This window comes from Nostoc sp., assembly GCF_036917355.1.
Lineage (GTDB): Bacteria > Cyanobacteriota > Cyanobacteriia > Cyanobacteriales > Nostocaceae > Nostoc.
Genome location: NZ_JBALDP010000048.1, coordinates 12,919 through 39,051, shown reverse-complemented (window position 1 = coordinate 39,051; position 26,133 = coordinate 12,919). Strand labels below are relative to the sequence as shown.

The window sequence follows — 26,133 nt, the reverse complement described above, 5'->3', positions numbered from 1 at the left end:
GGCAAAAATTACACAAGTTTTTGTTGACTTACGCTACAGATTTTTAACGATCGCGCCGAAGTCAGCTAAAACACGGGCATGATTGCGAACTAATCCCAGCAGATGTAACCGATTACGCTTGACTTCTGGATCGGAGTCCATAACTAAAACGCTATCTGGGCCATCAAAGAAGTTACTAACTGCCGGAGCAATTTTTGTGAGTGCTGCTAGTAACAGTTGATAATTCCGGTTCTGCTGTGCTGCTTGAGTTTGTGGTACTGATTCGATTAATGCATTATACAAAGCGTCTTCAGAGGGCTTTTGGAATAGTTCTTGACGAACTACAGTTGTTGGTTCTAGCTGTTTTGTATCCAAATCACCTTGGGCGGCTAATCGTGTGGAACGGTTAACGGTTTCGTAGATGTTATCTAAGGTACTGTCGTTACGGATTTGTTGTAAGTATAAGGCGCGATCGCGTACATCCAATAAATCTTTTAACGTCCGTTCTGTGTATTCTGGGTCATTTTCTCCCAATACTGCATTTACCAAGTCATAATCAATCTGCTTTTCTTCTTGTAGTAAAGTACGGATGCGTTGCAAGAAAAACTCTTGTAATGCTGTGGTTAATGATGCTCGATCTTTGTGATATTTTGCTGCAAAGTCTATCGATATTTGCTTCAATAAATCATCTAAATTTATTGGCATATTATCAAACCAAACAATTTTAACTACAGCATTAGCCGCACGGCGCAAGGCAAAGGGATCGGAGGAACCTGAAGGAATTAAACCTAAACCAAAGATACTGACTAAAGTATCTAATCTATCTGCCAAACCAACAATTTTACCTGTGAGTGTTTCAGGTAAAACATCACCTGCTCCCTTTGGTAAATAATGTTGATAAATTGCCTTTGCTACTTCCGCATCTTCACCGCTAGCTAAGGCATATTTTTCTCCCATAATGCCTTGCAATTCGGGGAATTCGTAGACCATTTGTGTCACCAAATCTGCTTTACATAATAAAGCAGCACGTTGGATTCTTTGGCTTTGATGTTCCGGTAATTCTAATTGACTGCTAATTTGCTCGGCAATTTTAACTATTCTATCTACCTTGGCACGCACCGAACCCAATTCTTCTTGGAAAGTGACTTTTTCTAACTGGGGTAAAAAGCTATCTATTGGCTTAGTTAAATCAGCTTCGTAGAAAAATCTACCATCAGCTAATCTGGCACGAATTACCCTTTCATTCCCGACAGCAACAATATCTGATTTCTTGGGATCGCCGTTAGAAATGGTGATGAAGTTGGGCAATAATTCTTGTTCAAAACTCCCTGGTTTGAATACAGGAAAATAACGTTGATGAGTAACCATCACTTCAGTAATTACCTCAGTTGGTAATTCTAAAAATTCTGGTTCAAATTTACCAACAACTGCGGAGGGATATTCTACAAGGTTGGTTACTTCCGCTAACAAATCGGGGTAAATTACTGTATACCCGCCTAAATTCTCTACGACTGCATTTACTTGCTCTTTAATCAGATTTACCCGTTCTTCTGGGTCAACGGTGACATAAGCAGACTTGAGGGCAGTAACATAATCAGTAGCTTGGGCAATTGTCACAGGTTCAGGATGCAAAACCCGATGACCTTGGGAAATGCGATCGCTCTCAATAGTTTTAGAACCATTCACTAATTCTAAAGGCAGCACTGTCTCATCTAACAAAGCTACCAGCCAACGAATTGGTCGGGAAAACCTCGCATCCCCATTCCCCCAACGCATCAACCGCTTACCCTCTAACCCCCAAATCCACTGGGGAACAAGTTCTGTCAAAATTTCCGCCACAGGACGACCGGGAATTCTTTTTTGCACAAAGACAAATTCCCCTTTGTCAGTGGGGCGAACTGATAGCGCATCCAGTTCCACACCTTGCTTTTTGGCAAAACCTGCGGCGGCGGCTGTCGGCTGACCATCTTTAAAGGCGGCTTGGGCGGGGGGCCCTTTAATTTCTTCTTCTCGATCTGGTTGCTGCGATGGTAGACCTGTAATCACTACCGCCAGCCGCCGGGGAGTACCGTACACCTTGACACTTTCGGACTTGAGGCCGTTTGCTTCCAGGCTTTGGGGAATGCGTTCCTGCCATTGCACTAAAGCATCACTGAGAAAACTTGCAGGTAGTTCTTCTGTACCAACTTCTAATAGAAACCCAGGCATATAACACTGTTTTCAACTTTGCGTAGCTCAACTTTATCAGTTATTCTCAAGCGATCGCTCGTGATTTTTAGCTGAATCATAGACTTGACATTTTATGCAAAACTTTATAAAACAAGTGCTTCTCTTCATAAATTCATTACATTACATACCGTGTTTTGTGCGGTATTTACGGATATATATTTCTATCGTAAGCTTAGTGTTGATTGATGCACTGATATATGCATCATGACAATCAATTTCGGAGTTATGACCATGAAGAATATTTTCGCCAAAATCACCGCGATCGCAGCAACCAGTATTGCGATCGCAGCTGGTGCTAACAACCCAGCCCAAGCTATTGAATTAAACTTTAACTGGCAAGGTAATGCTGGTTACTCAGCAACAGGTTCATTCAGCTACGACGAAACTACAGCACCAACAATCATTTCAGAAGCTGGTAGTGGAGCTACCAACTTTTTACAATCCTTGAATGTCTCCTTTTTAGACCCATCTAAAAATCTTCTGGGAACCTATAACACCGTTAGTGGTGGAGTATCAGAATCTAACTTCTTTGCTTTCAATTTTAATACTTCCACTCAGACATTATTTGGTCCCTTTGATGTCGCTGGAGGAACGGGTGTAATTGGAGAATATTTCTTTCAGGGAACGGTTGGCGACTCTTTGTTCTTACGTCAGGATGTCGATCAACAGGGAACGTCAACAACACTAGATCAAAATTCTGGTTCTATCCAAGTATCCAAAGTCCCTGAGCCTGCTTCTCTCTTGGGTTTGCTAGCATTTGCTGGTTTGGGTGTAGCTTCAACTTTCAAGAAAAAGCAAGCCTCTGACTAGAAATTAGGGCTTTCTAGTCAGAGCTTGCCAAATTTACTGAATCTCTATTCTAGCCCTACTAGTTCAGTTAACTAGTGGGGCTATCATATAACCTCATTAAAATATGAGTGAAAAAGAATGTAGAGACCTAGCACCGCTAAGTCTCTACAAGGATTCTGGATAACGCATATTTAATTTCACCAAATAGTCTATTAGTTTGTCATCAACACTTTTACAAAGCTACAGGGCTGAGTGAAATTAATTTTTACTTTTACCCCACCATTTATGACTCAGCATCCAACACTGTTTTGGTCAGTGCCTTTGAACTACTCAAAAAGTTGGATTTTGCTTAATGAATACAATACTGATAACTTGGTTAAAAATACTTCATGTGCCAGTTGAAAAGGCGGAATGAGGGTTATATGCATAACAGTGAATATAATGTTACAATTCTCCCAGTATAAATTGAGGCATTAGTTCGGAAATAAACAGACCAACTATTGTCATAATCACCAAAAAATAAAGTCTATATTTATCAATAGTCTAACCTGTTTATACAAAGCCATATTTTGATTTTTAAGTATTTTATGCCGGACAAAAATTATCTTTTGAAAACCACAAAGAAAAATTCTTACCAATGTTTAACACATTTTTTTTAATCAAACAATTTAACCAGTCAAAATACAGCATTTGTAAATAAATGAGGTAACAAAATGCAGGGATACAAATCCGATATAAATAGTTTCTATCTCTGCCTACTGCTTCCAAATCGGTAGCTTTGTACTTCATGCAAAAAGTTCTGTAAATAATAAAAATAGCGGCCCCACTGGCTATTCATAAGTAATCCGATCGTCTCATGCTATCTTCACAAAATTCACAAATAATTCATGCATATTCTGATTTATTCCTACAACTATCATCCAGAGCCAATTGGAATTGCTCCGTTAATGACTGAATTGGCAGAAGGACTAGTAAAGCGAGGTCATAAAGTGCGAGTGATTACGGGAATGCCCAACTATCCTCAGCGCGAAGTTTACGATGGGTATCAGAATAAATGGTATCTTACTGAACAAAAAAATGGCGTCACAATTGCGCGAAGTTACGTCCGTATTAAGTCTAAACCTAACCTCATAGATCGGCTATTGCTGGAGTTGAGCTTTGTTTTTACGAGCTTACCCCAAGCCTTTAAAGGTGGGCGACCAGATGTGATTATCTTAACAGTCCCGCCGCTACTAGGTACGTTGCCAGCAACAATATTGGGCTGGTTATACAACTGCCCAATAGTTCTAAATGTGCAAGATATTTTGCCAGAAGCTGCTGTGCGTATCGGGTTATTAAAAAACAAGTGGATGATCCGAACTCTTGCAGCTTTAGAGAAATTTGCATATCGGACTGCACATACTATTAGTGTGATCGCTGATGGGTTTCGTGAGAATTTAGTAAATAAGGGAGTACCTGTTAATAAAATCGTTTGTATTCCCAATTGGGTAAATGTAAATTTTATTCGCCCGTTACCGAAACAGAGCAACTCTTGGATATCTAACCATCAACTAGATGGGAAATTCGTAGTACTTTATTCAGGCAATATTGCTTTAACGCAAGGTTTAGAGACAGTAATAGAAGCAGCCGTTTCTTTACGTCATATCAAAGATATTGTCTTTGTCATTGTTGGCGAATCAAGAGCATTGCAAAGATTGCAGGAATATTGTCTATCAAATGGAGCTGATAATGTTTTGCTACTACCGTTACAGCCGCGAGAAAAACTACCTGAAATGCTAGCAGCTTCTGATGTCGGGCTAATTGTGCAAAAGCACAACGTGATTTCGTTCAATATGCCTTCAAAAATACCACTGTTGTTGGCGAGTGGTCGCCCAATTGTGGGTTCAGTTCCCGCCACTGGTACTGCTGCTAAAGCGATCGAACTCAGTGGTGGTGGGATAGTTGTTGAGCCAGAATCGCCCCAGGCAATGGCCGCTGCGGTGCATGATTTATATGCTAATCCGGCTCTAGGGAGAAAGCTAGGTAACACAGGAAGACAATTTGCCGAAGAAAACTATTCCTTAGAGCAAGCCCTCGATCGCTATGAGTGGCTTTTTTCTCATATTGTTACTAACCGAAAATCAACTGTGGGGATTTTACCAAAATTTGATTCTAAGAAATCAGTTGTAGATGGTTGAAGGGGATTGAGGATTTCTCACTCGTTGGCTACACAAACAAAACCCCGATTGGGATAAATTAAATCACCCATTCGGGTGAGTTAAAGATCGACCGATCGGGTGAACTAACTGTAGGAAGTTGAGACTGCTCAAAAATAGGAATCTAGAGAACATTGGCTGATTGCACGTCGTTCTTGGTGAGGATAACTTGATGAAACTCGCAACTTTGATAAAGACAACTGAATTAATCAGCGTAGTCTTACTCCTGCAAAGAAGCAAAGCTACACATAGCGTGTCGCAGACAAGCGTCTCGTAAACAAGGCATAGCTCCAGACTTTTTTCTTCCTTAAGATCAGTATTCACTAGTACTCAAGGGCGATAAACTCATCTGTAACTTATACCAATCTCGTCTGCTATGTGGTTATAATGCAAGCAAGCGCTTGCAAACACTCATAGAAAAATTAGCGTCAAGTACGGCACAAACTTATGCATCCTTGATCTAGTCAGCAACTAAGGTATTTGCAACGGCAAGTTTAACCACAGCGACAACATGAGAAATTGCTCGTGTTGCTGCGGTCAATGAGGTAACTTTATTTCGTCATTTCCAGAACTGAAAAGCAACTACTAACTTGCTCTAATTACCGAAGCGATGCCTTCTCTACGAGACGCTACGCAAACGGCGGGCTATGCCTACGCTTTATAGGCAGAAGCTTTAGCTGCAACAACATGAACCGTGCTTTCTCTCTGAGCTAAAGCACTGGGTTTATACTGGCTAACAAAAAACTATAAATTACACTTTAAGAAATTGAACGGAGTTAAGTAATGTACAAATCAACCATAATGTGCTGAACAAAATTGCTTCATTTTAGGTGCTAGACATCGTGAGCGATCGCCCAAATACCCAAACATATTTTTCATCAACTATAGAAAAAAAAGGGCTAAAAAACTATTCCAAATAATGCATTTTTAGCGAAGAGTAGATTGCCCAAGTCTAAATCCACAAGACGAGAAAACGAAGATGTCCCATTCTGAGTTCCCTGACTCTCCCTTACCCATTGAAATAGAACAGCCTGCTGTTACTGATTCTAGTCAAGAGTCGCAACAATTGCCACAGCGATCGCCTAAGCCACCTCAAAAACGTCGTTGGCCCCTACTATTAGGAATCGTCTTATTAATTGCAGGTGTAGGTTTTGGTTGGCGCTGGTGGAAAACTAGTAATGCTAGCAATGCACCAGGTGGTGCTGAAGCAAATGCTAGTCAACCTAGAGCAGTTCCAGTCAAGCTAGCGACAGTAAAAACTGAAACCGTTCAAGAAAGTTCGGAGTTTATTGGCTCCTTAGAGGCTCCACGTTCAGTAACCATCAAGCCACAGGTTGAAGGACGAATTACCGAGATTTTCATCCAAGAGGGCAACCGCGTTCAACAAGGACAAGTCATTATTAGTCTGCAAAGTGATAATGTCCAAGCTCAACTATTACAAGCTAGAGGCACACTGCAACAAGCCCAAGCACGTCTTGCTGAACTCAAAGCAGGTACGCGACAAGAAGAAGTTGCCCAAGCTAGAGCGCAGTTAGCTCAAGCTCAAGCTCGCTTTAGAGATGCCCAATCGGGATCGCAACCAGAAGAAATTGCTCAGGCTGAGGCTCAAATTCAGTCAGCTAAATCCGATGTAGAACTAGCACAGTCACGCGCCAAGCGATACGCACAATTGAGAAAAGAGGGCGCAGTTTCCCAAGATACCTTAGAAGGATATGTCAAAGAACAGCAAAGTGCTGAAGCTGCTCTGGTTGTAGCCCAGAAACGCCTAGATCAACTGCGCCAAAGCAGAAGATCGAGTATCAACGAGCTAGGTGGTGCTTTGGAACAACAGAGACAAAACTTAAGGCAACTAGAAAATGGTTCCCGCCCAGAAGAAATTGCCCAAGCGCGATCGCAAGTAACTCAAGCCGCTGGACAACTCCAAGCCGCTCAAGTCCAACTGCAATACACAAAAGTTCTAGCACCTTTCACTGGCATTGTTGGTGATATTCCAGCAAAAGTAGGAGATTATGTGGAAAAAGCAGATCAACTAACTACACTCACCAGAAACGACTCCTTAGAACTGAATATTTCCGTTCCCGTAGCCGAAGCCAGAAAGTTGCGCTTGGGCTTACCTGTGCAAATGCTGGATATCCAAGACAAACCCATCGCAACAGGTAAAATCAGTTTTATCTCCCCAAATGCTAATTCCGATTCGCAGACAGTTTTGGTAAAAGCCAACTTTGGCAATTTAAGAAATCGACTGCTTAATCTTCAGTCAGTACAAACCAAAGTGATCTGGAACGAACGTCCAGGAATTTTAATTCCAGTTACAGCAATATCCCGCTTAGGTGGAGAGACTTTTGTATTTGTGGCGCAGACGCCGCAGGAAAAGTCTAAACCTGGAGCGCCAGCTTTGGTAGCTCTACAAAAACCGGTGAAATTAGGAGTTATTGAGGGGAATAGTTATCAAGTTATCGAAGGACTAAAAGCAGGGGACAAAATTGTTGTTTCCGGCATTCTTAACTTAACCAATAACGCTCCCATTACTCCTGAAACACAAGAAGTTGGTAGCCAGAAGCCTTAGCTGAAGAGGGAAGATGAGGTCACGGGGGCAGAGGAGCAGGGGGGAAATAACCAATGCCCAATAGTCCCCATCCCCCATGCCAAATACCAAATACCCAAAGCCCAATTTTTAAACTATGTTTGTTGACTTCTTTATTAAGCGGCCAATTTTTGCGTCGGTATGTGCGATCATCATCCTTTTAACAGGATTAATCAGTATTCCCTCACTACCGATCGCTAGATTCCCAGAAATTAGTCCCACCCAAATCACTGTAACTTCCAACTATAGCGGAGCTAGTGCAGAAGTCGTAGAAAGCGGAGTGACAAATATCTTAGAAAGGCAAATCAACGGGGTTGAGGGACTAAGATATCTCACTTCCAGCAGCAGTAACGATGGTACTAGTACCATTACAGCCACCTTCGATTCATCGCGTGATAAAGATATTGCAGCTGTGGATGTGCAAAATCGGGTTTCTGTTGCCCAGCCACAACTACCAGACTCTGTGCAACGCACGGGAGTGCGAGTATCGAAAGAATCTAGTAACATCCTCTTAGCGATTGGTTTATTCGCTGAAAATAAAGAGTATGACAATACATTCTTAAGTAACTATGCCGACCTTTACTTAGCAGATGCCTTAAAAAGAGTCAAAGGTGTGAGCAACGTTCAAATTTTTGGCGAACGCCGCTATGCAATGCGCCTGTGGTTAGATCCTAGTCGCCTTGCCAATCGGGGGCTAACAACTCAGGATGTAGCGAATGCTTTATCTGAACAAAACTTGCAAGTTGGTGCAGGGAGAATTGGACAAGAACCTGCTCCTGAAGGACAAAGGTATCAACTTGATGTGCGTGCTGCTAGCCGATTAGCTGAACCATCAGAATTTGAAGAAATTGTCCTCAAAACTGGAGATGATGGCACATTAGTCAAGCTCAAAGATGTCGGTAGAGCAGAACTGGGTGCAGAAAACTACAGTTCATTTCTACGATTTCGTGCTAACGATGCTGTCGGTTTAGGGATTTATCAGGTTCCTGGTAGTAATGCCTTGGATGTAGCTAAGGGAGTCAAAGCCGAAATTGCGCGATTGGCTCCAAGTTTTCCCCCAGGTATGAAATATCAGGTAGCTTTTGACACAACCATGTTTGTCGAAGAGTCGATGGCAGAAGTGCTTAAGAGCCTGATTGAATCGGTGGTACTGGTTATAATTGTAATTTTTGTGTTTTTGCAGGACTGGCGAACTACTTTAATTCCCGCAATTACTATTCCGCTTTCCTTCATTGGGATATTTGCCTTTGTCAAAGTTTTTAACTTTTCGATTAATAGTTTGACTTTGTTTGGTCTGACTTTAGCATCAGGGATGGTGGTAGATGATGCGATTATTGTAGTAGAGCAAATCAGCCGTTTTATTCAGGATAAAGGAATTAGTCCTCGCCGAGCCGCTAGTGAATCAATGAGGGAACTGTTTGGCGCGGTTATTGCCACTTCACTAGTATTGATGGCGGTGTTCGTACCAGTGGCGTTCTTTCCGGGAACCACAGGCGCACTTTATCGGCAATTTGCGCTGACGATCGCCTTTTCCATTGCGATTTCGACTTTTTTGGCTTTGACTCTGATACCTTCTTTGTGTGGAGTATTGCTGCGTCAAGGACAAAGACCTTCAGGCTGGCTGGGTTGGATTTTTGGCCAGATAAATCGCTTTCTCGACTGGGTACAGCATAGTTATAAGCGATCGCTTACTTTTCTCGCACGCATTAAAGGCATCGTCATTGGGTTGTTTATTGTTTCCTTGGGAATGACTGCTTGGCTGTACATGACAGTACCGACAGCTTTTCTACCCGATGAAGACGAAGGTTACTTCATCACAATTATCCAAGGGCCACAAGGGGTTTCGTTGCAATATACCAGCGATGTAATTGCACAGGTAGAAAAAGAAATTCTGAAAATTCCTGAAGTAGTGGGGACTTTTGCGATCGGTGGATTTGGTTTTAGTGGTAGCACTGCCAATAGCGGCATCATATTTACCACTTTAAAATCATGGGATGAGCGCTCAAAACCCGATCAATCAGTACAGGCGATTATTGGCAGCTTGCAAGGGAAGTTGATGGCAATCCCAGAAGCCAGAGTTTTTCCTGTGAACCCCCCAGCAATTCAGGGTTTAGGCAACTTTGGCGGCTTCGTCTTTCAACTGCAAGAGCGCAGAGGTAACAGTGGCTTACAAAATCTAGTCCAGTCAATGGGTCAGTTGCTAGGTAAAGCTAATCAAACACCAGGGTTACAAGCTGTATTTAGTACTTTTGCCGCAGATACACCACAATTGCTTGTGGAAGTAGACCGCAATAAAGCCAAATCATTGCAAGTTTCTATAGATGATGTCTTCAGTACTTTACAAACTGCTTTGGGATCGCAATATGTAAATGATTTTAATCTCCAGCAGCGCAATTATCGCGTGTATCTCCAGGCAGATCAGCAGTTTCGTTCCAACCCAAAAGATATTGGTAAACTATACGTTCGTTCTCAAAAGAATCAAATGATTCCTTTAAGTAACTTAGTCACAGTTACTTCAACGGTGGGAGCGCAAACTATCAATCACTACAATCTGTTCCGCTCAATTGAAATTAATGGTGCCGCCGCCCCTGGCTCTAGTTCTGGAGACGCAATTAAAGCAATGGAACAAGTTGCTAAAGAAGTTTTACCAGCAGGTTATGGCTATGAATGGTCAGGGACTGCATTAGAAGAAATAGATTCTGGTGGTTTAGCACCCCTGATCTTTGGATTAGGATTGGTATTTGTATTTTTGGTATTAGCTGCTCAATACGAAAACTACATTGACCCCTTTATCATTCTGTTATCAGTTCCCTTAGCTATTTTTGGAGCGCTTGTAGCTCAATCGTTACGGGGTTTTTCTAATGATGTTTACTGTCAAATTGGTCTAGTAATGTTGATTGGTTTAGCTAGTAAGAACGCTATTTTGATTGTGGAGTTTGCTAACCAATTGCGAGATCAAGGTCTTTCAATGACTAAAGCAGTAATTGAAGCTTCACAAGAACGGTTACGCCCAATTTTGATGACTGCCTTTGCTACTCTTTTAGGAATTTTCCCCTTGGCTAATTCCACAGGTGCAGGAGCAGGTAGTCGCCAATCTTTGGGAACAGCAGTTTTTGGTGGAATGTTAATTGCGACTTTTTTAAGTTTGTTTGTAGTGCCAATCTTGTACATCGTCATTAAGACGACAACAGAGCGCTTTATCAAACCAAATCGGCACCAAGAAATATCAGTAGAAGCTGCGTCATTGAATGGTGGTAGCACTGCTGTATATTCAACAAAAACTGAAGATTGATTATCTTTCGTTATCGATTGAAGCAAATCAATTTAGAGACTTGCAAAAAAGAAAACTACAGAAGCGATCGCTAAGTAAATATTCAGATGTCTGGTTTAGCACACCCTATTCTGAAGATTACTGGAACCTCCTACAAATAAAATGAATTAAACAGCAAGAGAAAAAAGTTTAATTTGTAGACTGATTGCAAAAATTCTACAACGCCCTCAAAATTTCCATGTGGGCATAATGACAAACCAGAATGTACAGTACAAATGTACGCTGAAATCAAGACAATGGTAACAATAGCAGTCAATCCCTATCTCGATGGCAACTTTGCTCCAGTCCATGAAGAAATTACCACCGACAAATTGTCAGTCATCGGTGAATTACCCCTTGACCTATCAGGGATGTTTGTGCGGAATGGCCCTAACCCTCAATGGACACCTATCGGTCAATATCATTGGTTTGATGGGGATGGGATGTTGCATGGTGTGCAAATTAGCAACGGCATAGCCACTTATCGTAACCGCTACGTCCAGACTTTCGGATGGAAAAAAGAACGAGAAGCAGGTAAAGCTATCTGGACTGGGTTGTTAGAACCACCACAAATGGATAACCCGCACGGGCGCTACAAAAATACTGCCAATACTGCCTTAGTGTGGCACGCTGGTCAGATGTTGGCGCTGAACGAGGGGGGTAAACCTCACGCCATCAAGCTACCTGAATTAAAAACCATTGGCGAGTATAGCTATAATGGCAAGCTGGTTTCTGCCTTCACAGCCCATCCTAAAGTAGACCCCGTTACAGGGGAAATGATCTTCTTTGGCTATTCTCTGTTTGCGCCACCGTATCTGCAATATAGTGTGGTTTCAGCAGAAGGCGAACTGTTGCGGACAGTGCCAATTGAACTGCCAATAGGGGTGATGATGCACGATTTTGCCATCACTGAAAACTACACAATTTTCATGGATTTGCCGCTGACTTTTAACCTAGAGCGATCGCAACGGGGAGAACCTTTAATGATGTTTGAGCGCGATCGCTCCAGTCGTTTCGGTATCGTACCACGTCACGGTGACAACAGTAATATCCGCTGGTTTGAAAGTCCCGCTTGCTACGTTTTTCATACCCTCAATGCTTACGAAGAGGGAGACGAAGTAGTGCTGATTGCGTGTCGTATGAGTTCTACAACTGTTTTGAGTTCTGATGATTCGCAACCCGATCCAAACGCAAATATACCCCGTTTGCATCGCTGGCGATTTAACCTCAGCACGGGGACAGTACGTGAAGAAATGTTGGATGATGTAGCTTCGGAATTTCCCCGCATCAACGAAAATCGATTGGGGCGACAAAACCGATATGGCTACACTAACAAAGCGGCAAACAGTCCCGTACCTTTATTTGAAGGTATTATCAAATACGACTTCAGCAATGGAAAATCCCAAATACATGAATTTGGGCAGGGGCGCTATAACGGTGAAACTGTATTTGCGCCGCGTCCTGGTGCAATGGCTGAGGATGATGGTTGGCTGATGACTTTCGTCCACGACGAGAATTCAAACACTTCAGAATTAGTAGTGCTGAATGCTCAAGATATAATGGCTAAACCTGTAGCGCGGGTGATAATTCCTCAACGAGTGCCTTATGGGTTTCATGGTGCTTGGGTTCTGGGGGAATAAGTTAGATAGACAATACTGTTCGGTTAAAGCAAGAAACGCCATGAATCGCCGTCTCTACCAAGGACTAATTATTGTAGAGACGGCGATTTATCGCTTCTTTGAACCTCGGCGTTGCGCCTCTGAACCTTAAAGTTGGGCCTTTGAACCTCAACGTTGCACCTTTTAGCCTCAACTTAGAAATATATCTAACTATTCTTGAATTTACAGCAGTGAGTATGTAGTAAAATTTGCTCACCTCTGTAAAGTGGAACATGGCTTTAGATTTCTCCGATCAAAATCTTCGAGGACGCAACTTCAAAGGTAGACAAGACCTTGCTGGTGCAAACTTTAGCTGAAGCGGGTAAAAATCCCCAAGAATCTACCAAGCAAAAGACTGCAAAAACCGCAATCACCATGTTGAAAGGTATATTTTCTAGTTTACCTGCGATCGCCTCTCTGGTGGAAGCGGGTCATAAATTATTGCCTGCGATCGCAAAATTATTCAGTTTAGGATAATTTTGACAGTATCCTTTAGTTGTCGGATATGTTTGCTCTCAATAAATCAAAAACTTTCATCGCCTCTTGTAAGAATAACTCAATCTGTTCTGGTTCAAGACGTACATTTTCACGGTAATAAATCAAACAAGCATCTGCTGCCTCTAGACATGGCGTTGTTTGTATAGCTGGGTAAAATCCTATTTTGGCTTCAAAAAAAGACAGTACATTGTCAGTAAATATCTGACGAATCCCTTTCTCATCACTACCACGCAACAAATATTGTTCAGAAAATCTGGGATATTTCTTAAAGTTGATATCCTGATATCCTAAAAAATGACTGAGTTGATCAAAAATACCTTTTGGTTTTAACAAAAACTTAGCAAAACGTATATCTTCGCTATGCAAAAAAGCTACCGTTTGCCAATATTCATATCTAGTTTTAGCACTAGATATTGAATATCTGTATTCAAAAATGTATATATTAAAGTTTTTTATTTCTTCCGACAATATATTTTTAACTAGTTTTCTACCTCCTTGCTTGAATAGTCTAAAATCGTGTAAGTGTTGCATAATATTGTTACTGTCTTCTGCTAAAAAACTAATTTTTAACTGATCAGTAATAAGTTTAATTTTTTCAGTTCTTTGCTGTTCTTTTTTGTTTTTCCATTGAAAATATAAAATATTTGTAACAACAACTACAAAAGTAACAGATATTATGATAGCAAGAAAATCTTGAGACATAGACGATACTATTTTGGGTTTTAGATTTGAGATTTTTAATTGGGAATGGTGCAATAGACATTCGTTTTTTCTCCCCGATTTCCCCATTCCCCATTTCAAATTATTTTTCCTTATATCCGCCAGCGTAGTCAATCACGCAGATTGTTCTATATGATTTGTGAGTTCCATAAGCAACACCAGAGACTTTAAAAGCACCATTAAAAATGTTTTTTCGATGGCCGCGATCGCTCACACCATCATCAATAATTAACTGCATAACGATATCTTGAGCGCTGTTTGGGCCATAACTGATATTTTCACCTGCGGTTGTTTGCCATTTACCATAGCGGTTGATGCGAGTAAAAGGGTTGCTACCATCGCTACCATCATGACCTATAGCACCTTTTGGGCCTTGGTCTTTTACGTGATCTTTTGCTCCTAAAGACATACCCTTAGATGCACTCAAGGTTCCTACAGGACGTGCTGATTTGAGAAATGCGATCGCTTCATCAACTGCCTTAACTCCTTCTTGAGTTCGCAGATAAGTATTATTAGAAATTTTGACTCGGTTCCCTTCAAAGCGCTTTCTATAGTTTTCCAGAATTGGGAGGTATGCTTTAGGATTTTTTCTTACCTTATTGGTTTCAACAATTACCTGTTGTTCTAACGGTGAAAGGTAACTAGCCTTTGCTAATAAAGTTGGACTAGTTTGTACTGCTGGGTTAGAGTTGGCTACAGATGGGTTAGATTGAAGCAGTTGATTTGAGCAGCCCAATACCAAGGTAATTGGCAAAAATACCCAAAAATTCATGCGACGCATCGATTACCTCACAATTTTTCTATGGATTAATTTAGTGAATTAGAAGAAATAAGAATTTTCAACGCACAGATAAATCTGTATACGCTTCTGCCGTTAGAAACGATATCAGGGCTTAAGTAAGTTTGCTAAAGAAAGCGCAGATTAACGCGCCAATAATATTGATAAAGTTGCGATTGCCTTTGTTCCTAAAGTGTTACAATCTATCACTTAACACCTGTTGTAACATTGAAAACACTAAAACGTAAATAATAACAAAAATCTTTTTTACACTTTCAGAAACCAGCGTTGCCGATACATCAGAAAACCAACAGCCCACCACAACAACACGGTGACTAAGGCAAATAGCAGGGAACCATTCAGCACTCCCGCCCAAGATGCGAAAAAATTCTGGTAAATCCAATTGTAGGTACTGGGAGCGTCTTTGGCAGTGCCAATAGTAGTTTTGACTAAAATTTTAATTAATAAAACCGATGCAACGAAAAGAGCGATCGCATTTAAGCCCATAATTTCAAAAGGTTTACTCCAGCGACGCATCAGCCGTACTTCGATAAGTTCATAACAAGCTGCTAGTAATAATAACGCCCAACCTGTTGTAAATACTACATAAGAGCTTGTCCACAACTTTTTGTTAATAGGAAATGTCCACCCCCACGCCCAACCGATAATTAAGCAAGCGACTCCAAATAATCCTAGACCGATACTTGTACGTGACTGTACAGGTTGACTGCGTATCCATTGACCTGTGAAGTAGCCAGCAAGGACGCTTACTATGGCGGGAATAGTACTGAAAAGCCCTTCGGGATCTCCCATAAAGTTGAAACCATCACCCTTGTATAAATGTGCTTTGGGAATAATCAGGCGGTCAACATAAGCGCCGAAATTACCTTCTCGCGTCAAAACTCCCGCACCATATTCTGGCACTACTATATACATCATCGTTAGCCAGTAGCCAATGAGTAGAACTGCTGCTAATATCCATTGACCTTTGCGCGGAAGGTTGAGAACAGCTAGGGAAGCCAGCAAATAGGTAAGGCTGATGCGCTGCAACACTCCCATAATTCGGATACTACTCAAATCAAAAGTCCAAAGACCTTGATTCCAAAAGCCATTTAGTAGCAATCCCAAGGCAAAGAGAATAGCGGCGCGGCGCAATATCCGCCAGTAAACAGCTGAGGTTGGTTTATTGCCTTCGCTGTATTTTGACAGCGAGAAAGTCATCGCTATACCGATAATAAAGAGAAAGAAAGGAAATACCAAGTCCGTTGGCGTGCAGCCGTGCCAATCGGCGTGGGCTAAGGGAGGATATACATCATCTGCGACACCCGCCATATTAACGAGAATCATTCCAGCGATGGTAATGCCGCGAAAAACATCCAGTGAAGTCAGGCGCATAAGCGGAATTTTATGTTACATGAGTATCTAAATTACTCCGCTTGATGCAGGTAAGCAAGCAAAATTTATAGGTCTACTTACTAAATATAGTTTTTCATCAAGGTTCCTGCCCATACTATCTTGTATGAAATTAGAAGTACGCGATCGCACCTAGACCACAGTTTTAGCTATCCAAAAAGGATTAGTAGTATCAGAACTGTTAATAAAGCTAGATATACTCAAATTTCAATCAATCTCTCCATCGTTATTTAAGTGAAAATGCAGTTGTATTGTCACTAGGCTTAGTATAAATTGCTATAAACAAAAGCTGTGATGAAAAAACAGCTAACTTTACTCAAGGCGTGCTTGCTTATATAAAAACTAAAAAGATCGCGGTTTTGTCTCATTAGATAAAAGGTTTAATTACCGATTTAATTTGGGAATGAAAGCGAATGCAGAGTCATTCACTTTCTATTTTGTTATGCACGATAAATATTACTAAGCCAAAGCTAATAAATTATATTTAAGGAATAATAATTATGATAAAACAGCTAGAAAATTCTCATCCTAAAACCAGAAATAAGTCTACTATAAAATTAATCGATGCAAGCACAAATATTGTTTTTATAGATCCAAAAGTTCTAGATTACCAAAGCTTAATGGCTGGTATCACACTCGGCAATGAAGTTGTTATTCTTGATGCCAATAGAGACGGTTTAGCACAAATCACCGAGTTCCTAGCAAAACGTGAATCCAATTCAGTTCAATCAATTCACATTGTTTCTCACGGAAGTGTAGGGAGTTTGCAGCTAGGGTCAATCAACTTCAATCTTAGCAATCTGGATAGCTACAAAAATCAGTTACAAAAGTGGGCAAGTGCTTTAACTGATAAAGCTGATATCCTACTTTATGGCTGTGATGTAGCCAGTGGTGAAGGCACAAAATTTGTACAGCAGATTAGCCAAATTACTGGAGCAGATGTTGCCGCTTCCACTGACAAAACTGGAAGTGCAGCTTTAGATGGCGACTGGGATTTAGAAGTGAAGACAGGGAAAATTGAGGCTTCTCTGGCATTTCAACCTGAAGTAATACAGGCTTACCAATCGATTTTGCCAGCTAGTTTTACTGGCGCATACACTCAAAACTTTAGCTCATTAGCTATTTCTGGAACACCAGCTTGGGTTAATGATTCAACTATTTCGGGCTGGTATTCTACGAGAACAACTTACAGCCCTGGTACTGGCAGTAATAACACAGGTGGATTGTACAGTTTTGGTAGCTCTAATAACCCAGACCGGGCACTTGGTTCTCTAGCTTCTGGTACTACAGGAACTATTTATTATGGGTTGCGACTCCAAAACAACACAGGTGCAGCAATTACTAAGTTGCAAGTAAGTTACACAGGTGAACAATGGCGTAATGGTGGTAATACATCACAGCAACAGTTGAAATTCAGTTATCAAACTGGGTCAACTATCACAAGTTTAACAACAGGAACGTGGACGCCTGTCACCTCGCTGGATTTCACTGGGCCAATTGCAACTGCAACTGTGGGTGCCCTGAATGGCAATCAAATAGCCAATCAAGTTGTTATAACGCCTGTAATATTTAATCTAGCGACCCTAATCGCTAACGGTGAAGAGATTATATTGCGTTGGGAAGATATAGATGATGGAGGCAACGATCATGGTTTAGCCATTGACGATGTATCTATCAAAGTAGATAACACCACCTACATAGTAACTAACATCAATGACAGTGGTACTGGCTCGTTAAGGCAAGCTCTTATCAATGCCAATAACGATCCAGGGATTGAGACAATTATTTTTGATATGACTGGGATATTCGGTGATGCTACCCCCGACACCATTACCCTCACTTCTGGGCAATTGAATATCACTGAAGGAGCGATCATTCAAGGAACTGGGGCAAATAAACTCACCATCAGTGGTAACAATACTTCCCGTATTTTTAATGCCAGTGCCTCCCTGTCAATTGATGGGTTGAAGATAACTGGGGGCAATGCAGGCAGTAGTAATAATGGTGGCGGCATCTATAGCAGTAGTAGTGTCACAGTCAGCAATAGTAATCTTTCTGGCAACATAGCAACCCTTGGAGGAGGCATCTACAGCACTAGTAGTGTCACAGCTACTAATAGCACTATTTCTGGCAACACAGCGAACACTAGCGGTGGCGGCATCTACAGCACTAGTAGTGTCACAGCTACTAATAGCACTATTTCTGGCAACACAGCGAACACTAATGGCGGCGGCATCTACAGCAGCGCGACCACACTTAGTAATAGCACTGTTTCCAGTAACACCGCAAAAGTCAACGGCGGCGGTATCTATTCTGGCGGTGGCACCGTAAGTAATAGCACTATATTTGGCAACATCGCTGATAGCGATAACAGTAACACAGGTAATGGTGGCGGCATTTATAGATCTGCTGGTACTTGGAGCATCAGCAATAGCATCATTGCTGGCAATATTGATTTAAGTGATGATGCACCCGATGTCTATGGTGGCAACTTCAATGGTAATGCTTACAACCTGATTGGCAAAATTGCTGGTAAATTATCAGGAACTTTGGGTACGGGTACAGATATTATTAACCCCAACCCCGGACTCAAACCGCTAGGAGATTATGGTGGTTCGACACAAACTCACGCTCTAGACTTTAACAGTCTTGCCAGGAATGCTGGCAATCCGGCTTACAATGGTAGCTTAACTACCGACCAACGCGGCACAGATTTTAACCGTATTGAAAGCGGCAGAATTGACATTGGAGCATTTGAATATGTGCTTCCAAAAGTTAGCTTTGGTGCTGCTACGTACAATACAATAGAAGATATTACTGCCACTACAGTAACTATTTCTGTTACCTTAAATGCCTCTCCTGAAACGGCTGTCACAATTCCTATTGTCGTTAAAAACAGTAGCACGGCTACTAGTGGCAACGATTACACTTTTTCCCCCACTACCATCTACTTTACTGCTGGGGCAACAGGCGCAAATTTAACACAGCTAATTACTTTTACTATTAACCCAGATGATTTACCTGAGAATGCAGAAACAGTTGTACTTAACTTCGGCACGCTAACAGGGGCTGATTTAGGGACAATAACTGAAACTACTCTAAATATTGCTGCTAATGATGCGATTCAATATGCAATTTCCACTCCCATCTCAACTTTAACTGAAGGTAATAGCGGTACTCAAGCTGTTACCTTCACGGTTACTCGTAGTGGTGGTATTGGCGTAGCTAGTACCGTAGATTATGCTTTTAGCGGTGCGGCAATTTTTGGCAGTGACTATAGCAATATTCAGGTTATGGGTGGAGGAACTGCTGCATCTGGGACTTTAAGCTTCGCTGTTGGGGAAACCACAAAGACAATTACAGCTAATGTTTTGGGTGACAACGCATTTGAACTCAATGAAGACATTACTATTATCCTGAGTAACCCCAGCCTCATAACTGGAGCGCCAAATTCCACAATTACTAACAGTTCGGCTACAGTAAATATCATCAACGATGATAGCCAACCAACTATTAGTATCTCGGATGTCTCAATTACTGAAAGCGACACAGGTACAACAACTAACGCTAATTTTACTATTAGTCTCTCTAATCCTAGTTCTCAACAGATTACTGTAAATTACAACACGAGTGATGGCACTGCTAATGCTGCTGACTCTGATTACAATTCGGCTTTAGGGACGATTACTTTCAATCCTGGTGAAACTAGTAAAACTCTTAGCATTGGTGTTGTAGGCGATAACAAATTTGAAACCGACGAGACATTTTCTGTCAATCTTTTGGGTGCGACAAATGCCACGATCGCAGATAATTTAGCAGTTGCTACCATCATCAACGATGATAATCAACCAACTATCAGCATCTCGGATGTCTCAGTTTCTGAAGGCAATACAGGCACAACAACTAATGCCAACTTTATTGTCACTCTCTCCAATGCCAGTTATCAGCAGATTACTGTAAATTACAACACGAGTGATGGCACTGCTCAAGTTGCTGACTCTGATTACAACTCTGCTTTCGGGACGGTTACTTTCAATCCTGGGGAAACCAGCAAAGTTATTAGCATTGGTGTCATCGGTGATAACAAAGCTGAAACCAACGAGACATTTTCTGTCAATCTTTTGGGTGCAATAAATGCCGCGATCGCAGATGATTTAGGTGTTGGTAGCATCATTGATGATGACAACCAACCAACTATCAGTATCTCAGATGTCTCAGTTACCGAAGGCAATACAGGTACAACAACTAATGCTAACTTTACGATCATTCTCTCTAATCCTAGTTCTCAACAGATTACTGTAAATTACAACACGAGTGATGGTACTGCTCAAGTTGCTGACTCTGATTACAGCTCTGCTTCCGGGACAATTACTTTCAATCCTGGCGAAACTACTAAAGTTATTAGCATTGGTGTCATCGGCGATAACAAATTTGAAACTGACGAGACATTTTCTGTCAATCTTTCGGCTGCAACAAATGCCGCGATCGCAGATAGTTTAGGAATTGCTACCATCATCAACGATGACAATCAACCAACTATTAGTATCTCGGATATTTCGGTTATTGAAAGCAACATAGGTACAACAACTAATGCTAACTTCACTATCAGTCTTTCTAATCCTAGTTCTCAGCAAGTTACTGTAAATTACAACACGAGTGATGGTACTGCTAATGCTGCTGACTCTGATTACAATTCGGCTTTAGGGACGATTACTTTCAATCCTGGTGAAACTAGCAAAACTCTTAGCATTGGTGTTTTAGGCGATAACAAATTTGAAACTGACGAGACATTTTCCGTCAATCTTTTGGGTGCGACAAATGCCGCGATCGCAGATGGCTTAGGAGTTGGTACTATTATCAACGATGATAATCAACCAACTATCAGCATCTCAGATGTCTCAGTTCCTGAAGGTAACATAGGCACAACAAGTAATGCTAACTTTACTATCAGTCTCTCCAATCCTAGTTATCAGCAGGTTACTGTAAATTACAACACGAGTGATGGCACTGCCCAAATTGCTGACTCTGATTATAACTCTGATTCAGGAACAATTATTTTCGCTCCTGGTGAAACTAGCAAAACTCTTAGTATTGGCGTCATAGGCGATAACCAAAGTGAAGCCAACGAGACATTTTCTATCAATCTTTCAGGCGCGACAAATAGCACGATTGCAGATAGTTTAGGAGTGGCTACCATCATTGATGATGACAACCCAACAACTGTCAGTATCTCGGATGTCTCAATTGCTGAAGGTAACACAGGCACAACAACTAATACTAACTTTATCGTCACTCTCTCCGCAGCGAGTTTACAGCAGGTTACTGTAAATTACAACACGAGTGATGGCACTGCTAAAGTTTCTGACTCTGATTACAACCCTGCTTCCGGGACAATCGTTTTCAATCCTGGCGAAACCAGTAAAACTCTTGCTATTGGTGTCATAGGTGATAACAAAGCTGAAACCAACGAGACATTTTCCGTCAATCTCTTTGGTGCTACAAACACCACAATTACTGATAGCTTGGGAGTGGCTACTATCATAAATGATGACCAACCCCCAGCCATCAGCATTGCAGATGTATTAGTCAAAGAAGGCACAACAGGGATGACAACTAATGCTAATTTTGTCGTCACTCTCTCTAATGAATTCTATCAACCGATAACCGTAAATTACAGTACGAATGATGGTACTGCCCAAGAATCTGACTCGGATTACAATTTCGGGTTGGGGACAATTGTTTTTAACCCTGGCGAAACTAGCAAAGTTATTAGTATTGGCGTCAGAGGTGATAATAAAGTTGAACCCAATGAAACATTTTTTGTCAATATCTATGGTGCAGCAAATGCCATGTTTAATAATCACCAAGGAGTTGGCACAATCAAGAATGATGACTAATCGTTATTGAGCAAAACATTAGCGATCGCTGCAATTATCCCGACCCAGAGTAGGGGGTGGGAAAATACCTGTATTATAAGTTACGGCATATTTATTTTTGCAACCAGTTTTTGCAAAGCAAAGTATTCATTATAACCAAATTTATACTTAGCTGGAGTTCGACTAGCATTTTAAAATCCAGGATTAAGCCATTCTCAAAAAAATTTATCCGAAAATCAAATATTCAGTAAAATTACGTATGCGGATTTAAGTCTTCTCAATGAATAGTAGAATTAGCCCATACAGGAGAAGACTGTGACGCTCTTAAATGAAGCTCAAGTAGAGCAACTAAAGGAAATAACCACACGCTTGCGACAAGTAAGACAAGAAAAATCTATTCGTATAGAAGAAATAGCCTCTCAAACAATGCTTCGAGTAGGCATTTTGCAAGCTTTGGAAGAAGATCGATTTGAAGAATTGCCTGAGCCGATTTTTCTGCAAGGATTCATCCGTCGTTATGGAGATGCTTTAGGGTTGGATGGAAATGCTTTATCGTACAGCCTGATCGCCAATGTTGTCTGTCAAGATTCTAAAAATGCTCATCACAATTCAGACAATAAACAAAATACATATATACCTCTTGTTCTGACCTATATTTTATTATTGGTCGGTGCATCTGCTGGTCTTCTTCATATACTCAATCCACAGCTTACAGCTGAATCCCTGACTCCAGAAGACAATAATCAACAGTCAATAGTCAGTAATCAGACTAACAAATGACCAAGAAGGCAGAGGAAGTAGGGAGTGGGGAGTGGAGCAAGATGAAGGGGATAAGGGAGACAAGAACAATAACCAATGCTCCAGACCCTATTCCCTATACCCATTTTCAAGATATTTGCGGTTTACGCAGATGCCAACTAGTAGATTGTTCATAAGCATAAGCTACCTGAAATAGCTGGTCTTCTCGCAGCACATTGCCAATTAGCTGTAATCCTATCGGTAGCCCCTGTTCGTCAAAACCACATGGCAAACTTAAACTGGGTAAACCAGCAAGATTTACAGGAATAGTCATCAAGTCATTTAAATACATACTCAAGGGATCAGTAGTTTTTTCCCCTGCTTTGAATGCTGTAGTGGGAGATGTGGGACAAACTAACACATCAACCGCGCCAAAAGCCTTTTCAAAGTCTTGCTTAATCAAAGTACGGACTTTTTGCGCTTTCAGGTAGTAAGCGTCATAATAGCCAGCCGAAAGGGCGTAAGTGCCGATCATAATCCGGCGTTTAACTTCTGTACCAAAACCAGCAGCACGGGTACGAGTGTACATTGATAACAGATTATCGGCATCAGGAGCGCGATACCCATATTTAACGCCATCGTAACGAGCCAGGTTTGCTGATGCTTCTGATGGGGCGATGATGTAATAGGTGGGTAAGCCATAGCGAAAGCGGGGACAGGAAATTATATGAATTTCTGCTCCCAAACTTTGTAGTTGATCTACTGCTTTGGTAACAGCTTGTTCCACTACAGGGTCTAAACCTTCACCAAAAGTTTCTTTAATGATACCAATTCTTAGCTGACCTCTGGGTTTGAAGTTTGGTTTTAAGCTAGCAGCATAGTTGGGAATGGCAACTTTCAGGCTGGTAGAATCTTTGGGATCGTAACCTGCGATCGCACTTAATAATATTGCCGCATCTTCCACTGTGTTTCCAAATGGCCCAATTTGATCCAAAGATGAAGCGTAAGCTACTAAGCCATAACGAGAAACCAAACCATAAGTGGGTTTCATCCCCACCACACCGCAGAAAGATGCAGGTTGGCGAATCGAACCGCCAGTATCAGAACCGAGAGCAACTACACATTCTTGAGCCGCCACTGCCGCCGCCGAACCCCCAGAAGAACCACCTGGAACTCGTGACAAATCCCAAGGATTAGCTGTGACTTGATAAGCAGAGTTTTCTGTGGAACTACCCATTGCAAACTCATCCAAGTTGGTTTTGCCTACCATTACCGCCCCAGCATCTGCAAGTTTTTGCGTCGCCGTTGATTCATAAGGCGGCACAAAATTTTCCAAAATCCGAGAGGCGCAGGTGGTAGGAATCCCCTTGGTACACATATTGTCCTTGATACCCACAGGAATGCCTGCTAGCAGCCCAATTTCTTCTCCTGCGGCAATTTTTGCATCCACAGCACCCGCCTGCTCTAATGCCCGGTCTGCCGTCACACATAAAAAGCTGTGCAATTTCGGCTCTAACGCTTGAATGCGCTCTAAGGCTTCTTGGGTAATTTCAACGGCAGAACGTTCTTTTTTAACCAGCTGTTGGTGCAACTCGCGGATGGATGCCATGATTGCTCTCTTTGTGACTCAAGTCATTGATTCTAGTACATATTGGTCAAAATTGGGTATTGGTTATTGGGCTTTGGGCATTGCTTATTCTCCTCTGCTTGCCATTGCCCATTCATCTGACAAAGCGGATTAATATGTATTGAAATGTACTTCATAAGTTTTGAAAACAGCAAATACATGGCTATTAACCATCTATTGAATAGTTTGCCAAAGTTTTCATATATATTGTCTGCTTTTGTGTAAGAGTATAGCAGTGTTTTCTAATGATATAATTTTGTATTATAAGCTTATTAATACTACAAACTTCATAATTTTATTCAATTCAACAAAATTTTTCGAGGTAAGGTAGGATGATAAAAATAGCTACACGTAAATATTTAGGCAAACAAAATGTTTATGACATTGGGGTTGAGCGTGACCATAATTTTACGATAAAAAATGGCTTAATAGCTGCTAATTGTTTCAATAAATCCCATTCAACAGCCTATGGTTATGTAACATATCAAACAGCATATTTAAAAGCTAATTACCCATTGGAATATATGGCGGCGCTGTTAACAGCTAACAGTGGTGATACCGATAAGGTACAGAGATACATTACTAACTGTACAAATATGGGGATATCCATAGATCCGCCAGATATTAATCGTTCTGGTGTTGATTTTACGCCAACGGCAGGAAAGATTCTGTTTGGATTTTCGGCAGTGCGTAACGTGGGACAAAATGCGATCGCTTGTATTTTGGAGGCGAGAAATGAGACAGGAGAGTTTAAATCACTCGCTGATTTTTGCGATCGGGTGGATTTGCGTGCTGTTAATCGCCGAACTCTGGAGTCGTTGATTTACTGTGGAGCCTTTGACAAAATTGAATCCAACCGCCAACAGTTAATTAACGACTCAGAATTAGTGTATGATTGGGCACAATCTCGTGCTAAAGATAGAGCTAGTGGTCAAGGGAATCTATTTGATTTATTGGGTGACGGATTTTCTTCGACTCAGAATAAAAGAGCAAATAATGCCTTTGAAACTGCTCCTAAATCTAAACCTGTGACGGATTTACCCCCACAAAAAAAGTTGCAAATGGAGAAAGAATTACTAGGCTTTTATGTATCAGATCATCCCCTGAAATCATTACGGCAAATAGCACCACTTTTGACTCCAATTAACCTTTCGCAGCTGGGAGAACAAAGGGAAGATACAAGGCTTTGTGCAGTTGTGATGTTGAATAACGTCAAAAAAGTGGTGACAAAAAAAGGCGATCAGATGGCAATTCTGCAAATAGAAGACCTAACTACGCAATCAGAAGCTGTAGTTTTTCCGAAAACTTATGAACGCATTAGTTCCCTGCTCCAAGTTGATACTAGATTGATTATTTGGGGAAAAGTAGATCGACGTGACGAGCAAACTCAATTTATTCTTGAAGATGCAGAACCAGTAGAAACAGTACAAATGGTAATGGTGGAGTTAAATCCCCAGCAAGCAGGTAATATGGAAGATTTACATCGCTTGAAAACAATTTTGCAAGAGCATTCAGTAGACAAAGAAAAGGCAAAAATGCCGGTGATTGGAATTATTCAAACTGAAACTTCTCGTAAGCTTGTTCGCTTGGGTTGGCAATTTTGTGTACAAGATTCTAGAATTACCGTTCAAGCTTTGCAAAATGCCAGTTTTCCTGCTCATATAAAATCGCTGACTGGTAGCTGAGGCCAGGAGTCAAAAATCCACCAATACTGAAAAGCAACTTAAAAATTCGTTTGA

At 41.3% G+C, this 26,133-nt stretch carries 15 protein-coding genes; 10 read left to right on the top strand and 5 right to left on the bottom strand.

The genetic code is table 11. The features are described from left to right. Positions 1-33: 33 nt before the first annotated feature. Positions 34-2,187: a glycine--tRNA ligase subunit beta gene (gene glyS, locus V7K53_RS14380; RefSeq protein ID WP_335198187.1), complete on the bottom strand. Its 2,154-nt coding sequence runs from the start codon at positions 2,185-2,187 to the stop codon at positions 34-36. 246 nt (positions 2,188-2,433) lie between these two features. Here glyS and V7K53_RS14375 point away from each other — a divergent pair, with 246 nt between their 5' ends. The 6 genes from V7K53_RS14375 to V7K53_RS14350 all read left to right on the top strand — a co-directional run bounded on the left by V7K53_RS14375 (position 2,434) and on the right by V7K53_RS14350 (position 13,221). Beyond that, positions 2,434-3,018, top strand: coding sequence for a PEP-CTERM sorting domain-containing protein (locus tag V7K53_RS14375; protein ID WP_335198186.1), 585 nt, complete (start codon positions 2,434-2,436; stop codon positions 3,016-3,018). An 866-nt stretch (positions 3,019-3,884) separates the two neighbouring features. Then, positions 3,885-5,174, top strand: coding sequence for a glycosyltransferase family 4 protein (locus V7K53_RS14370; RefSeq protein WP_335198185.1), 1,290 nt, complete (start codon positions 3,885-3,887; stop codon positions 5,172-5,174). A gap of 997 nt (positions 5,175-6,171) precedes the next feature. Further along, positions 6,172-7,758 (top strand): efflux RND transporter periplasmic adaptor subunit, encoded by a 1,587-nt coding sequence (locus tag V7K53_RS14365; protein WP_335198184.1) that lies wholly within the window; start codon positions 6,172-6,174, stop codon positions 7,756-7,758. Between the two features lie 115 nt (positions 7,759-7,873). Further along, complete coding sequence (locus tag V7K53_RS14360) at positions 7,874-11,068, top strand: efflux RND transporter permease subunit (protein ID WP_335198183.1); 3,195 nt, start codon at positions 7,874-7,876, stop codon at positions 11,066-11,068. Positions 11,069-11,343: 275 nt separating this feature from the next. Then, positions 11,344-12,726: a carotenoid oxygenase family protein gene (locus V7K53_RS14355; protein ID WP_335198181.1), complete on the top strand. Its 1,383-nt coding sequence runs from the start codon at positions 11,344-11,346 to the stop codon at positions 12,724-12,726. A gap of 318 nt (positions 12,727-13,044) precedes the next feature. Then, positions 13,045-13,221, top strand: coding sequence for a hypothetical protein (locus V7K53_RS14350; RefSeq protein ID WP_335198180.1), 177 nt, complete (start codon positions 13,045-13,047; stop codon positions 13,219-13,221). Between the two features lie 15 nt (positions 13,222-13,236). Here the strand turns inward: V7K53_RS14350 and V7K53_RS14345 are convergent, their stop codons facing one another. From V7K53_RS14345 to V7K53_RS14335, 3 genes are all read right to left on the bottom strand, one after another. Beyond that, on the bottom strand, positions 13,237-13,944 hold the full coding sequence (locus tag V7K53_RS14345) for a hypothetical protein (protein WP_335198179.1): 708 nt from the start codon (positions 13,942-13,944) through the stop codon (positions 13,237-13,239). Between the two features lie 100 nt (positions 13,945-14,044). Next, entirely contained in the window at positions 14,045-14,743 is a 699-nt protein-coding gene (locus V7K53_RS14340) for a CAP domain-containing protein (RefSeq protein ID WP_335198178.1), read from the bottom strand. 264 nt (positions 14,744-15,007) lie between these two features. Beyond that, positions 15,008-16,135 (bottom strand): acyltransferase family protein, encoded by a 1,128-nt coding sequence (locus V7K53_RS14335; protein WP_335198177.1) that lies wholly within the window; start codon positions 16,133-16,135, stop codon positions 15,008-15,010. Between the two features lie 518 nt (positions 16,136-16,653). Between V7K53_RS14335 and V7K53_RS14330 the strand changes: the two genes are divergently transcribed. Together V7K53_RS14330 and V7K53_RS14325 are read left to right on the top strand one after the other, a co-directional pair. Continuing rightward, positions 16,654-22,050: a Calx-beta domain-containing protein gene (locus tag V7K53_RS14330; RefSeq protein WP_335198176.1), complete on the top strand. Its 5,397-nt coding sequence runs from the start codon at positions 16,654-16,656 to the stop codon at positions 22,048-22,050. A 294-nt stretch (positions 22,051-22,344) separates the two neighbouring features. Beyond that, entirely contained in the window at positions 22,345-22,809 is a 465-nt protein-coding gene (locus tag V7K53_RS14325) for a helix-turn-helix domain-containing protein (protein ID WP_335198175.1), read from the top strand. A 106-nt stretch (positions 22,810-22,915) separates the two neighbouring features. Here V7K53_RS14325 and gatA read toward each other — a convergent pair whose 3' ends face one another. Next, positions 22,916-24,376: an Asp-tRNA(Asn)/Glu-tRNA(Gln) amidotransferase subunit GatA gene (gene gatA, locus V7K53_RS14320; RefSeq protein WP_335198174.1), complete on the bottom strand. Its 1,461-nt coding sequence runs from the start codon at positions 24,374-24,376 to the stop codon at positions 22,916-22,918. Here gatA and V7K53_RS14315 point away from each other — a divergent pair. Both V7K53_RS14315 and V7K53_RS14310 read left to right on the top strand, forming a co-directional pair. Then, positions 24,375-24,509 carry a hypothetical protein gene (locus V7K53_RS14315; RefSeq protein ID WP_335198173.1) on the top strand — a complete coding sequence of 45 codons (135 nt, stop codon included), beginning with the start codon at positions 24,375-24,377 and terminating at the stop codon, positions 24,507-24,509. The two genes, gatA and V7K53_RS14315, sit on opposite strands and share 2 nt — an antisense overlap. Positions 24,510-24,726: 217 nt before the next feature. After that, a complete protein-coding gene (locus tag V7K53_RS14310; protein ID WP_335198172.1) occupies positions 24,727-26,079 on the top strand; it encodes a helix-hairpin-helix domain-containing protein in 1,353 nt (450 codons plus the stop codon). The last annotated feature ends 54 nt before the right edge of the window (positions 26,080-26,133 follow it).